The organism is Mycobacterium sp. NPDC004974, from assembly GCF_053600815.1.
Map to the genome: position 1 here is coordinate 301,078 of NZ_JBSGAQ010000006.1, position 13,208 is coordinate 314,285.

The 13,208-nt window shown below is 65.2% G+C and carries 12 protein-coding genes; 6 read left to right on the plus strand and 6 right to left on the minus strand.

What is annotated here, in order from left to right; translation table 11 throughout:
- Positions 1-128: 128 nt before the first annotated feature.
- Positions 129-1,775, plus strand: a complete 1,647-nt coding sequence (gene abc-f / locus ACWEFV_RS16895; protein ID WP_450071001.1) for a ribosomal protection-like ABC-F family protein — start codon at positions 129-131, stop codon at positions 1,773-1,775.
- Between the two features lie 3 nt (positions 1,776-1,778).
- Here abc-f and ACWEFV_RS16900 read toward each other — a convergent pair whose 3' ends face one another.
- The 6 genes from ACWEFV_RS16900 to ACWEFV_RS16925 all read right to left on the minus strand — a co-directional run bounded on the left by ACWEFV_RS16900 (position 1,779) and on the right by ACWEFV_RS16925 (position 7,274).
- Complete coding sequence (locus ACWEFV_RS16900) at positions 1,779-2,426, minus strand: zf-HC2 domain-containing protein (protein ID WP_450071002.1); 648 nt, start codon at positions 2,424-2,426, stop codon at positions 1,779-1,781.
- Complete coding sequence (locus ACWEFV_RS16905) at positions 2,423-2,971, minus strand: sigma-70 family RNA polymerase sigma factor (RefSeq protein WP_286175232.1); 549 nt, start codon at positions 2,969-2,971, stop codon at positions 2,423-2,425. Before ACWEFV_RS16905 ends, ACWEFV_RS16900 begins: the two co-directional genes overlap by 4 nt.
- Before the next feature lie 3 nt (positions 2,972-2,974).
- Positions 2,975-3,427 (minus strand): COG4315 family predicted lipoprotein, encoded by a 453-nt coding sequence (locus tag ACWEFV_RS16910; protein WP_450071003.1) that lies wholly within the window; start codon positions 3,425-3,427, stop codon positions 2,975-2,977.
- A gap of 19 nt (positions 3,428-3,446) precedes the next feature.
- The gene (locus ACWEFV_RS16915) at positions 3,447-4,019 is read right to left on the minus strand and encodes a cytochrome b (protein WP_450071004.1); all 573 of its coding nucleotides are present in this window, start codon (positions 4,017-4,019) and stop codon (positions 3,447-3,449) included.
- The gene (locus ACWEFV_RS16920; RefSeq protein WP_450071005.1) at positions 4,016-5,116 is read right to left on the minus strand and encodes a catalase family peroxidase; all 1,101 of its coding nucleotides are present in this window, start codon (positions 5,114-5,116) and stop codon (positions 4,016-4,018) included. Before ACWEFV_RS16920 ends, ACWEFV_RS16915 begins: the two co-directional genes overlap by 4 nt.
- A 70-nt stretch (positions 5,117-5,186) precedes the next feature.
- Positions 5,187-7,274, minus strand: a complete 2,088-nt coding sequence (locus ACWEFV_RS16925; RefSeq protein ID WP_450071006.1) for an AMP-binding protein — start codon at positions 7,272-7,274, stop codon at positions 5,187-5,189.
- Positions 7,275-7,421: 147 nt separating this feature from the next.
- On the opposite strand from ACWEFV_RS16925, the gene ACWEFV_RS16930 reads away from it, so the two are divergent.
- From ACWEFV_RS16930 to ACWEFV_RS16950, 5 genes are all read left to right on the plus strand, one after another.
- Positions 7,422-8,201, plus strand: a complete 780-nt coding sequence (locus ACWEFV_RS16930) for a DUF1906 domain-containing protein (protein ID WP_450071007.1) — start codon at positions 7,422-7,424, stop codon at positions 8,199-8,201.
- A gap of 11 nt (positions 8,202-8,212) precedes the next feature.
- Complete coding sequence (locus ACWEFV_RS16935; RefSeq protein WP_450071008.1) at positions 8,213-8,971, plus strand: SCO6745 family protein; 759 nt, start codon at positions 8,213-8,215, stop codon at positions 8,969-8,971.
- Between the two features lie 12 nt (positions 8,972-8,983).
- Positions 8,984-9,640 (plus strand): maleylpyruvate isomerase family mycothiol-dependent enzyme, encoded by a 657-nt coding sequence (locus ACWEFV_RS16940; protein WP_135459629.1) that lies wholly within the window; start codon positions 8,984-8,986, stop codon positions 9,638-9,640.
- A gap of 234 nt (positions 9,641-9,874) precedes the next feature.
- Entirely contained in the window at positions 9,875-10,300 is a 426-nt protein-coding gene (locus tag ACWEFV_RS16945; RefSeq protein ID WP_044514215.1) for an MmpS family transport accessory protein, read from the plus strand.
- Positions 10,297-13,194, plus strand: coding sequence for an MMPL/RND family transporter (locus tag ACWEFV_RS16950; RefSeq protein WP_135459628.1), 2,898 nt, complete (start codon positions 10,297-10,299; stop codon positions 13,192-13,194). The genes ACWEFV_RS16945 and ACWEFV_RS16950 overlap by 4 nt, the downstream gene beginning before the upstream one ends.
- The last annotated feature ends 14 nt before the right edge of the window (positions 13,195-13,208 follow it).

The following is a 13,208-nucleotide window of genomic DNA, read 5'->3' on the forward strand; positions in this document are numbered from 1 at the left end:
GGTGAACAGGCAGGTCAGAAGACGCGACGGGTGGACTGCTGTCGATACTTCGTGGAGGTTGCAGTCGTGGTGTGCGTCACGAACCCGGCAATTCGGGGAGTGGTCCCCGCAAATGCGACGATGAGGCCATGACCGCAACGCTTGTCGCGAAGAACGTGGCCGGCGGATTCGCCCACCGCACCTTGTTCGAGGGGCTGGACCTGACCGTGGCACCCGGAGACGTCGTCGGGGTCGTGGGAGTCAACGGTGCGGGCAAGAGCACACTGCTGCGCATCCTCGCCGGAGAGCTCGAGCCGCTGGACGGTGTCGTGAGCCTCGCTCCGGTCGACGGTTTCGTCGGGTGGCTACCGCAGGAGCATGAGCGGGTAACGGGTGAGACCGTCGCCGCCTACATCGCGCGGCGTACCGGGTGCACCGAGGCGACCCTGGCGATGGAAGCCGCAGCCGAAGCCTTGGCGGACCCGGCAGCCGACGCCGACGCCTACTCCGTTGCGCTGGACCACTGGCTCGCCACCGGCGCCGCCGACCTCGACGAGCGGATGCCGGTGGTGCTGGCCGATCTCGGGTTCGACATCGACGAGGTGCGCCCGGATTCCACCCTGATGACCGCATTGTCGGGCGGGCAGGCGGCACGGGTCGGGCTTGCGGCACTGATGTTGTCGAGGTTCGACATCGTCCTGCTTGATGAGCCGACCAATGATCTCGACCTCGAAGGCCTGGCCCGGCTGGAGAACATCGTCTCCGACCTCCGCGGCGGGGTGGTGCTGGTCAGTCATGACCGGGAGTTCCTGGCCCGCACGGTAACCCGTGTCCTGGAACTGGATCTGGCACAGAACAGAACCACTGTCTACGGCGGCGGCTACGAAAGCTACCTGGAAGAGAGGGAGGTCGCTCGCCGGCACCGCCGGGAAGAATACGACGAGTTCGCCGAGAAGAAGGCCGATCTCGTGGCGCGGGCACGAACCCAGCGGGAGTGGTCGAGCCAGGGTGTGCGCAACGCGATGCGCAAGGCGCCCGACAACGACAAGAACCGGCGACGGGCGCAATCCGAGTCCAGCGAGAAGCAGGCGCAGAAGGTGCGCCAGATGGAGAGCCGGATCGCCCGGCTGGAGGAGGTTGAGGAGCCTCGCAAGGAGTGGACCCTGCAGTTCACGATCGCGGCGGCGCCGCGGTCGAGTTCGGTGGTGGCGACGCTGGACAATGCGGTTGTGCGGCAAGGTGATTTCGCACTCGGTCCGGTGTCGCTGCAGGTGAACGCCGGCGAGCGGATCGGTATCACCGGCCCGAACGGGGCGGGGAAGTCGACGTTGCTGCGGCTGCTCCTCGGCCGTCGGCAACCTGACGACGGACGCGCAAGCATGGGCGCGAACGTCGCCATCGGTGAAATCGACCAGGCCCGAGCTGATTTCACCGGCACCGGACGGCTCATCGACCGATTCGAGCGGCACGTGCCGGACTGGCCGACGGCCGATGTTCGCACTCTGCTCGCGAAGTTCGGACTGAAGGCCGACCACGTGGAACGCGCGGTCGACGACCTGTCACCCGGCGAGCGAACCCGTGCCGGGCTGGCATTGCTACAGGCGTGTGGCACCAATGTGCTGGTTCTCGATGAGCCGACGAACCATCTGGACCTGCCCGCCATCGAGCAGCTCGAGCAGGCGTTGGAGACCTATGACGGTGCCCTGCTTCTGGTGACGCATGACCGCCGGATGCTGCAGAACGTTCGCCTCGACCGATCGTGGCTGGTCGACAAGGGGCAAGTCACAGAGTTGTAGGAGCTAGCGCTCCACCGTGGCCAGGACGGTGTTGTTTGCGTCGACGATGTTGAGCTTTCGTAGCTTTGGCATCGGAATGGATGTCGCCCCTTGCACGACCCCTGCCCCGGTCGGCATTGCCGCCCAGGTGGCCGCCGGCTGCATCTGTCCGCTTTCGTCCATCGTCCGCAGTGTGAATACACCGTCGGTTGGTAGGTGGTCCAGGTCGAGCACGATGGCGGTCCCCCACGGCTTGGGCGTCAGGGTCACCGATCCAGAGGCTCCGGCGGCGGCTACCGAATGCATCGCAAAGGTGCCCGTACCCGGCGGAGCCGGCTCACTGCGCGGGATGACCAACACCAGTGCGACGGCCGCGATCGCCGCAGCGCACGCGCCCACGACCACCCGGCGGCGGACCCGGCGGTTCGCTGCCGCACGTCGTGCGGCGAGCATGTCGCGCAGCGCCAGTTCCGACTCGGCACGGTCGGCGGGTTCGGTTTCCAGGTCTACCGGGTCGATCTTGCTCAGGAGTGCCGGAAGGGGCGCGAAATCGGCGACTTGAGCGCGGCACTGCGCACATTCTCTGAGGTGCGCCTCGAACTGTCCGCGTTCCTCGGCGTCGAGTCCGCCGAGGATGTAGGCGCCCAGAAGGACATGAGGTTCGTCGATCACAGCAGCCCCATCTCGTCGAACACCGCCCGCAATGCGCGCACTGCGTAGTAACTGCGTGACTTCACGGTACCCACAGCAACATTGAGCCTATCCGCTGCTTCAGCCAGTGTGAGGTCATCGAAGTACAGCGCCTTGACCACCTCGCGATGTTCGGGGGACAACCGTTGCAGGGATTCACCGATGACGATCCGCTCCAGAGACTTGTTGACGGCATCAGCGCTGGGCAACGCGATATCGGTCTCGACGAGCACTTCGCCTCGCCGTGACCGTCGCCGCCATTGATCGACGATGACGTTGCGGGCAATCGTGAACAGGAAGGATCTGGGATTGCCGTCGTCTGTGTCGATCTGGTCGATGTTCTTCCATGCCCGGGCAAACGTCTCCTGCACGACGTCCTCACGGTGTTGTACATCGACGACGTGGCCGGCGACGAACCGTCGGACGGCATCGCCGTGGATGGTGTACAGCATGGTCAAGAGCTGATCGTCAGCCGCACGACCAAGCTGTGCGGCTGACGATCGGCGACGTCGTGGACGGTTCAGCACGGCTCAGTACCGCGGGAACCCGTCAGATTGCACGACGCCCCACTTGGAGTCGCCGAGTTGCTTTCCCACGCCGTTATGCTGCCCGGCCGTTTTGTCCTGGACGAACGTGTAGAGCGGGCGCGCGTTCAAGGTCAACTGGCGGGTGCCGTCGGGACGTAGGTACACACCCAATACTCCATCAACTCCGGTCGCTTGCGCCGGTAGGGGGTCGGGGGCAATGACGGCCGGCCATTTCTGCAGGCAGTCCTCATCGCATCCGCTGCTTGCGGGGGTGTCGCCCTGGAAGGCATATACCGTCATTCCCTCAGCGTCGATGACGATCTCGCCCAGGTCCGACGTCTGCTTCGCGGTGATCGGTGCCGGGGTGACCGGCTCCTCGGCGTGTGCGTAACCCGGCGCGATCAGTCCCGCCACCATGCCGGCGGAAAACAGGCCCGCACCAACAGTTCTTCTCATCCGATTGATATCCACGGGCTTACGTACGCCGGCGCAGCTCGATAGGTTCATCGCTTCCGAAAGTCATTCGGCGCAACATGCCATCGCGCAGTGTCAGTGTGTGCAGAAGCACCGCCGACACGTGTGCGGCGATCAGCACGACCAGGCCGTAGGCCATGATCGAGTGGCCGTTACGAAGCAGGCCGTACAGGTCAGCGTCCACCGGGGCGATCGGTGGCAGCCGTACGCCGCCCAACACGACGGGGACTCCGCTCGCCGACAGCATTGCCCACCCCAGCAGCGGCTGCGCCAGCAGCAGCACGTACATGCCGAGCTCAGAGCCGATGACGGCGATGCGCTCGACTCGCCCGACCGTGGCAGGCAGGGCGGGCCCGCGATCAGTGAGCCTGTTGATCAGACGGACCACGAATACCAGGAACACCAGGGCACCGAGAGCTTTGTGCACGCTGAGCAGCACTGCGTAGTCCGCCAGAGAGTTGGCCAGGACGAACCCGACGAGCAGCGTGCTGAACACGAGCGCTGCGGCCAACCAGTGCAGGACGCGGGTGCCGAGGGCGTAGCGGGAACCGGATTGTGGGGCCGAGGCGATCATCGCGCCACCTCCCCGGTCTCGACCTGTGGGGCCGCTCCGGCAACGCCGGCACGGCGGCGGAACGACGCCGCATACACCGCCGAACGCGCAGGCAGCAGTGGGTCTTCCGAGGGCTCGATCCCATCCGGTAGCACCATGGGGTCGAAGTTGACGTCACGGGCGTTTCCGGCCGATTCCGTCGCTATCGAGTCGAGCACCACGGTCCCGGTGTCGATCGTGAGGCGATCCGCAGGCCATGCGCTGGTCGCATCGCGCACGTCGTCCTCCGGTTCACCGATCGTCACGAGAAACCGCCAGCGCAACGGGCCGGACCGGATATCGCGAATAGCGTTGTCGAACAGCCAGTTCGGGCCGGCCGGCGATGTGGAGGGTGGCTTCACCTCCTGTAGCGGGATCAGCGACCATCGCACCGGTATACGCTCACCCGCTGCGTTGACGAAGTAGAAGGCGTTGAGCCCGCGGAAGGTGCTGTCGGCAAAACCCGAGGTGGGGGGTTGCTGCTTGATCGTCGACATCGCCCTGGCGGTTTCGGGGTGGGCGGTCAAGAAACGGGCCATGGCGGCGGGATCCGGCTTCCCGGTATCAGGCACCGGTTTGGAAGCCAGCAAGCGGTCATAGAAACCCTGCACCGAATTGTCCTGGAATACCGGCAGGTTCAGCATTGCGGTCCGCCATTGCTGGCCATCGGGATATCCGATCGCCAACCCCAGGCCGCGTGGGGCCGCGGTGGTATCGGACACCGTGGGGTTGCCTCCCGGCACGGAGAACCGTCCGACCAGGGGAGTGCGGCCGACGCGGAAGACTGCGGCCGTGGTCACGTCGGCACCCGCACCGTTGCTGTCGAAGTAGCCACTGACCGCAACCCCCTTGGCGTGATTGAGGCGATAGCCGGGGTGGATCCCGGCGACCCGGTGGAACGCGTCGACGAATGCCTGAGGGGTCAGTCGCCGCTGTGATCCGAGCGGACCACGCGCGTACAGCACCGCGCCGAGGTCGGCAGCCAGGAACCCGCCGACGGCCGCGATCCCGACCAGGACGCTGCGCCGGCTGGGTGAAGTGCTGCGCCACGATGAGGGCACGATCGATTTCCGGTCCATTGGCGACCTTCCGAACTCGGTAGTTGGGGGCTGGTTTCCCGGAGGAATACGCCCACGGGGCACCGAAGGTTCACCGCGGATCCGGCCATCCCATCTCCAGCGGAAACTGGCCCTCGATCAGATGACGCTTCAAGACTTTTCCCGTGGCGGTGCGCGGGAGCTGATCGACGAATGTCACGTCGCGCGGAATCGAGAAGCGGCTCAGTCGGTTCCGCACGTAGTTCTTGACGGTGTCTTCGTCGAGTGACGCCCCCTCGGTGCGGACCACGAAGGCCGCCAGACGCTGGCCGAACTCGGGATCTGGCACGCCGACCACCGCCACATCGGCGACCTGTGGCAGGACGGCGAGAGCTTCTTCGACCGGCCGGGGAAAAACGTTCTCGCCGCCGGAGATGATCATGTCGTCGTCCCGCCCGGCGACGAACAGACGTCCGCTGGCATCCAGGTACCCGAGATCGCCGGTGTCCATCAGCCTGTCCTCGACGGCAGGCGAGGTCGCGTTCGTGTAGCCGTCGAACAGCATGTCGTTGCCGACGAAGATGCGACCGACGGTGCCGGCCGGCGCGATGTTGCCGCGGTTGTCGAGGATGGCGACGCGGGTACCGAGCGGCGGCCGGCCCGCCGTGGTGGGGGCGACGCGCAGGTCGGCGGGATCGGCGATCGTCGCCCAGGACACCTCGGTGGATCCGTAGAAGTTGTAGAGAACGTCGCCGAAGGTTTCCATGAACTTGGTGACGGCCGCGCCCGGAATCGGCGACCCGCTGCTGGCCACCACCTTCAGCGACGACGTGTCGTATCTGCTGACCACTGCGGCCGGCAACTCGAGAATGCGCTGCAACATCACCGGAACCAGGATCACCACGGTGCAGCGGTGGCGCTCAATGGCTTTGAGGCATTCTTCGGCGTCGAACCGTTCCATCAGCACCACCGTGGCCAGCAGCGGGGTGCTCACCTGCAGCGCGGCGAGACCCCAGGTGTGAAACAGCGGCGCGCACAGCAGCATCACTTCGCCACGGTGCAGCGGCATGCGCGACAACATCGCCGCGATGGCGCCGAAGCCGGGCGGCGTGGGCCGTCGGGCACCCTTGGGCGTGCCGGTGGTGCCCGAGGTGAGAGCCACCAGCTTGCCGGGTTGTTTCGGTGGCGCCACCGGTGCGGCGCCGGTGCCGGTGGAAATGAGATCGTCCAGCGAGCGCCGATGCCGCGTAGCCGAATTCGCGTGTATCGAAATTCGCGGGATATCCGCGGAGACGTACCGAACCTCCGATTCGAAGTCGCCGTCGACGAATATGGCGTCGACGCCGTGGCGGTTGATGATCTCTTCGATCGCGCGGGCGGCAAGGCCGGTGTTGAGCAACACCAGGTCTGCACCCAGCTTGCTCGATGCCACCATGCACTCGACCATCGCCGAGTGGTTGCGGGCGAGAACCGCGAACGTGCTGTCGCTGGTGAAACCGATTACGGCAAGGCCCGATGCCAAGCGTGTGGTGCGCTCGGCCACGTCCGCGTAGGTCGACGTCCCGTCCCCGTCGATCGACGCTGTTGTGCGCGGCGATCGCACGGCTGCGGCGGTGAGGCCGCCGGCGAGCGTGAATCCCCATTTGGCGAGCGAATTGAGTTGGCGAAGGCCGCGATCGGGTCGAGACGCGCGCACCACACCGCTGGTGATCATGGTCTTCAACACGTTGAGTTGCAGAGATCGCCCATCGCCCATGTTGACCAGCTGCGAGGACGGCTTGCCTTCGAGGTGGTCCGAGATTCGCTGCAGCCCTTCACGGATCCAGCTCTCGACAGCGTTGTCGCTGGCTTTTGCGATGTCGGCATGGAGCGTGCCGACCGCGAAGATCCTCAATGCGATCCGAGCACCGCCTCCTTCGGGAGTCAGGCGGATCGAGGCGAAACAACGCCCCGTCTGCGTTGCATCAAGGCGCAACTCCATGCCCGACAGGCGGACCGTCCGGCGCATCTCGTGAACGACGACGGCACCGCGAGAGGTGGACAGACGGACCTCGAAGAGCTGCGGGTCGCCGGCAGCCTGCTCGCACGACCCGATGCCACGAAAGAACCGTGGGTACAGATCCGGTGCCGCCAGGATGGGCCAGATATCCGGACATGGGTGATCGAGCGTTGTGTCGACGGCGATCACGTCTCGTGCCACGGTGGTTCTGCCAGGGTTTCGGTAGTTAGCTGCGACTAGCCATTGTGGTTCATCTGTCCCCGGTACGGACCTGTTTCGCGAACGAACCCGAATGTAACCAATCCCCGGGGGTGGAGTTGGGCCGGATCCGCGGATACGCTTCGGTCCGTGACGCGATCTGCCTCACGGCGCGAAGTGCTCAGGTATGCGGCGCTGTTCGCGCCGGCATTGGCCGTGCCGGGAGCGCTGGCCGCGTCGGCCGGCACGCCGACGGCATCTGCCGATGGCCTGCAACTCGTCGATTTCGCCGACCGGTTGGTCCAGCCCGAGCAGATCAAGTCCGCGGGCTTCGGCGGCGCGCTGGTCTACGTCTCCGAACTGCGGCCCGGAGCCACATTCGATTTCAAACCGGTCAACCGGGACTACGCGGACCGCCTGCGGGCGGCGGGCCTTCAGATCGTCAGTTGCTATCAGTTCGGCAAGCCGGGCTGGCCGACGCCGTCGGACTTCACCCGCGGCTACGACGGGGGAGTGGCCGATGCGCAGACGGCGCTGGGGCTGCACACGGCGGCCGGGGGCCCCGCGACGGCTCCGATCTTCTTCAGCGTCGATGAGGATATCGATGCCTCAACGTGGAAAAGCCAGGCAGTCCAATGGTTTCGGGGCATCAACTCGGTCCTGGGCGCCGCCCGTACCGGAATCTACGGCGGCCGCCGTCAGTGCGGGTGGGCCATCGCCGACGGTGTCGTCGGATCCTCGACCAGCCCGGGCTATCGGTGGGCCTGGCAGACCAAGGCATGGTCACGTGGGGAGCGTGAACCGGCCGCCGTACTGTTCCAGAGGGAAGTCGTCACCGCGTCCGATCCGGGCTTCGTGATCGACGGCATCCATGTTGACGTGAACGATGTTCTCGCTGCCGATTACGGCCAATGGGATCTCGCCAGATAGGAGTCACTGCCATGAGCAACACCGACATGCTGGACGCTGCCGCAGCCACGGGAACGGCGATGGAGCAGGCGGTAGCGATCTTCATGCTGCATCCGGAGAACTTCGGTGCCAGTGTTGCCGCCGGCTACGAGAACCCGTTGGCGGGCTACGTGGCCGGCCGCGGCGGAGTGCTGGGCGAGGCGACGGGCGCCACCGTCAGTGCGGTCTTCGCGGTGTTCGAACCGAACGGGTTGGCTGCGATGTGGGACGAGGGCATTGCGGTGCGCGGTGCAGCCGGTGCGGCGCAACAGTATTGGGATCAGGCCGCGGAGTTCGGGCGTAAGTACCTGTCCGGTGCCCAGGGGCTGGACCGCATCGCCGCCTTGGGAGAGAAGCTCATCGCCGCGGCGCCGATCGCGGGGCTGCCGCTGTACGCCGGGTGGCGTGCGATGCCGTTGGACGAGGATCCCGCCGCGCGGGCGTTGCAGGTGATGTTCGTGCTCCGCGAACTGCGCGCCGGTGTGCACTTCAACGCGCTCACGATCTCGGGCATCGCACCGGTTGAGGCGCACATGCTGAACAAGGGTCCGCAGTACACCACGATGTTCGGTTGGCCCGAACCGTTCGCCGACGGCGCAGACAAGAAGGACCGTTACGCCGAGATCGAGCAGGCGACCAACCGGCGAATGGCCGAGATCTTCGCGGCCGCTCTCGATCCGGCCGAGGCGCAGGAGCTGGCCGAGCTGAGCACCGGCGCGCTGGCCTCGTTGAAGGCGAACGTCCCAGGCTGAACGGACTGAACCGTGCGGCTGGGCCCGGAGGAACGCGAGCGGGTGTTCGCAGCGGTGGCCGACGAGCGCCGGTCGATCGCCACCCTGGTCGAAGGGCTGGACGAAGACCAGCTGGCCACGCCGAGCCTGTGCGCCGGCTGGGACGTCAAAACCGTTGCGGCACATCTGGTCAGCGATTTCACCGATGGGTTCTGGGGCTTTCTGGCCAGCGGTCTTCGGCACGGCAGCATCGACCGCGGGATCGACGCGCTGGCCCGTCGCCGCGCGCAAGCGTCTGCGGCTGAAATAGCTGAGACACTGCGCGGCCGGGCCGGCCACAGACTGAGCCCACCGGTCACAGGTCCGCTGTCAGGCCTGACCGACGTGTTGGTACACGGTGCCGACATGCGGTTACCACTGGGGCTTCCGCATCACCCGGATCCGCAGCATGTCGCGCGGGTGCTCGATTTCCTCACCAGCCGAACGCAGCTCGGTTTCTTCCCGCACCGGCGCCTGCGGGGTATCGCGTTGCACGACGCGGACACCGGGCGGACATGGGGTGACGGCCAGGTCATCACCGGTCCGGGCGTCGCGCTGATGCTGGCGGTGTGCGGACGCACCGTCGCGTTCGACCATCTCGCGGGCCCGGGACTTCCCGTGCTGCGCTCGCGCCTGCACCTGCCGGATTGAGCTCTCTACCACGCATTTCGTCGCGTTTTCATCCGGCAGCCGAGGTTTGCTCCTTAAGCTGACCACGACCACCAAATCCTGTGGCCATTCGAAACGTCGAAGGGCCTGGACGATGACAGCTGCCAATAGGTTTCCGACACGTGTGCCGCGGTCACGTGTTCGATGGCCTTGGGAAAAGGGCCGGGTCGTCGGGTGGCCGAAGGTTGCATTCGTCAACTTCGGGAGGCAGCGGCGATGACAAAAGTATTCCGGAAGGTCTGGCTACCGATCGCCATCATGGTTGCCCTGACAGTGGGTGTGCTCACGGTGTCGCACCTGCGGACCATCTTCGGTGCCCATCCGGTGCTGGTGACACCGATCGGCGCGGACACCGCGGAGAAATTCAATCCCAAGGTCGTCACCTATGAGGTGTTCGGCTCGGGCTCCACGGCCGTGATCAACTACAAGGACCTCGACGGCATTCCGCAGCGCACCGGAACCGTCCCGCTGCCATGGACCTTGACGTTGACGACCACGGCGCCCTCGTCGTCTCCGAACGTCCTGGCCCAGACCGACGGCCAGAGCATCGGCTGCCGGATCACCGTCGATGACGTGGTCAAGGACGAACGCACCAGTACCGGCGCCAATGCACAAACCTTCTGCTTGGTGAAGGCAGCATGAGCGCGCCGGTGGACGACGCCCCGACCGCTCCCGTTCCGGGGCCTCCTCACAGGTCGCGCCCGGCGATCCCCCGGTTCATCCGGATCTTCGCTGTCCCGATCATCGTGGTCTGGATCGCCATGATCGCGATACTCAACACCGTTGTGCCGCAACTCGAGGCTGTAGGCAAGATGCGGTCGGTGTCGATGAGCCCCAACGATGCACCATCGATGATCGCCATCAAACGCATCGGCACAGAATTCGAGGAATACCGCAGTAGCAGCTCGGTGATGATCGTGATCGAGGGCCAGGACAAGTTGGGCGCCGAGGCGCACGCCTTCTATGACCAGATGGTCCGCGACCTGCGCGCCGACACCAAACATGTGGAGCACGTGCAGGACCTGTGGGGTGACTCGTTCACTGCCGCGGGAGCCCAGAGCGTCGACGGCAAGGCCGCTTATGTCCAGGTGTATCTCGCCGGCGATCAAGGCGAGGCATTGGCCAACGAGTCGGTGGATGCCGTTCGTCAGATTGCCGAGAACAGCCCGGCGCCGCCGGGGATCAAGGCGTATGTGACAGGCGCGGCGGCGACCAGCTCGGATCAGAACAGGGTCGGCGACGAGAGCATGCGGATGATCGAGATGGTCACCTTCGGGGTCATCGTCGTCATGCTGTTGGTGATCTACCGATCCGTGACCACAACGCTCCTGCTGTGCGTACTGCTCGTCGCCGGACTGACGGGTGCCAGCGGGCTGGTCGCATTTCTGGGCTACTACAACGTCTTTGGCCTGACCACCTTCGCGACCAACATGGTGGTGACCTTGGCCATCGCCGCGGTCACCGACTACGGGATCTTCCTGATCGGCCGCTACCACGAGGCGCGCAGGGCCGGCGAGGATCGAGAATCGGCGTACTACACCATGTTTCACGGGACAGCCCACGTGGTACTGGCCTCCGGCCTGACCATCGCGGGCGCCACCTTCTGCCTGCACTTCACCCGGTTGCCGTACTTCCAGACGATGGGCTACCCCCTGGCCGTCGGCATGGTGTTCGTTGTCGCGACAGCCCTGACGTTGGGAACCGCGCTCATCTCGATAGCCAGTCGCTGGGGCCGGTTCCTGGAGCCCAGGGGGAAGTCGAAATCCAGAGGGTGGCGCCGGGTCGGTACCCTGGCCGTCCGCTGGCCCGGCCCACTGCTGGTGGTCGCGGTGTCGGCGTGCCTGATCGGCCTGCTCGCGCTGCCCGGCTACCACACCATCTACAACGATCGCAGATATCTGCCCCCCGACGTGTCGGCCAATGTCGGATACGCGGCGGCGACCCGGCATTTCTCCGAGGCCAGGATGAATCCGGACGTGATGATGATCGAGACCGACCACGATATGCGGAATCCGGCCGACTTCCTGGTGATCAACAAGATCGCGAAGGCGCTGGCGCAGGTGCCCGGTATCGCCCAGGTGCAGACCATCACCCGACCCGATGGCAAGCCGATCGAACACTCGACGATCCCGTACACGCTGAGCCAGAGCGGTACCGGCCAGATCATGGGCAACGACTACCAGCAGGGCGTCATCGCCAACATCCTGGCCCAGGCCGGCGAGATGCAGACCTCCATCGACACCATGGAGAAGATGCAGTCCATCACCCAGCAGATGGCTGCGGTCACCCACAGCATGGTGCAGAAGACGAAGAAGACGTCGACGGATACCAATGAGGTTCGCGACCACATTGCCGACTTTGATGACTTCTTCCGGCCGATCCGAAACTACTTCTACTGGGAACCGCACTGTTTCAACATCCCCATCTGTTGGTCGCTGCGGTCGATATTCGACACTCTCGACGGAATCAACACGTTGTCTGACGACATTCAGGATCTCGTACCCGACCTGGAGCGCCTGGACGCCCTGATGCCGCAATTGGTCGCATTGATGCCGTCGATGATCCAGTCGATGAAGAACCAGAAACAGATGATGCTCAATCAGTATCAGGTTCAGAAGACCCAGCAGGACCAGACCATGGCCCAGCAGAAGGACAGCACCGCGATGGGTGAGGCGTTCGACAAAGCCCAGAACGACGACTCGTTCTACATTCCTCCGGAAGCCTTCGAAACCGACGACTTCCAACGGGGAATGAAACTGATGATGTCGCCAGACGGGAAGGCCGTGCGGTTCACCATCATTCACGAAGGCGATCCGCTGACCCCGGAGGGTACAGCTCGTTCCGAGGCGCTCAAAACAGCTGCGGCGGCAGCGATCAAGGGAACACCGTGGGAGGGATCGTCGGTCTACCTCGGCGGTACCGCAGCGATGTTCAAGGACATGCAGCAGGGCGCCAACTACGACTTGCTCATCGCGGCAACGGCCGCGCTCATGTTGATCCTGATCATCATGATGATCCTCACCCGGGCCCTGGTGGCCGCCGCCGTCATCGTCGGCACGGTCGTGGTCAGCCTGGCCACCGCCTTCGGCCTGTCGGTGGTGCTCTGGCAACATCTCGTCGGCATCCCGTTGCACTGGATGGTGCTGCCGATGTCGGTCATCGTGCTGGTGGCCGTGGGGGCGGACTACAACCTGCTTCTGGTGTCGAGAATGAAAGAGGAAATCCACGCCGGCTTGAAGACCGGCACCATTCGCGCCATGGGCGGCAGCGGCCCCGTGGTCACCGCGGCGGGTCTGGTGTTCGCGTTCACCATGGCGTCGATGGCGGTGAGCAAATTGATCGTCATCGGCCAGGTCGGCACGACAATCGGCCTCGGCTTGCTGTTCGACACGTTCGTGATCCGGGCGCTGATGACGCCGTCCATCGCCACCCTGCTCGGGCGGTGGTTCTGGTGGCCCCAGCGGGTGCGTCCTCGTCCGCCGCGCTCGCCGTGGCCCAAGCCGATCCAGCGCGATCCGGCCGAGGTGGCGTCGTGAGGCGGCTTCAGCGG

Bases quoted from the DNA above. Each gene is read 5' to 3' on its own strand.
- abc-f (WP_450071001.1), top strand. From the start codon at position 129: ATGACCGCAACGCTTGTCGCGAAGAACGTGGCCGGCGGATTCGCCCAC.
- ACWEFV_RS16910 (WP_450071003.1), bottom strand. From the start codon at position 3,427: ATGAGAAGAACTGTTGGTGCGGGCCTGTTTTCCGCCGGCATGGTGGCG.
- ACWEFV_RS16915 (WP_450071004.1), bottom strand. From the start codon at position 4,019: ATGATCGCCTCGGCCCCACAATCCGGTTCCCGCTACGCCCTCGGCACC.
- ACWEFV_RS16920 (WP_450071005.1), bottom strand. From the start codon at position 5,116: ATGGACCGGAAATCGATCGTGCCCTCATCGTGGCGCAGCACTTCACCC.
- ACWEFV_RS16935 (WP_450071008.1), top strand. From the start codon at position 8,213: ATGAGCAACACCGACATGCTGGACGCTGCCGCAGCCACGGGAACGGCG.
- ACWEFV_RS16945 (WP_044514215.1), top strand. From the start codon at position 9,875: ATGACAAAAGTATTCCGGAAGGTCTGGCTACCGATCGCCATCATGGTT.
- ACWEFV_RS16950 (WP_135459628.1), top strand. From the start codon at position 10,297: ATGAGCGCGCCGGTGGACGACGCCCCGACCGCTCCCGTTCCGGGGCCT.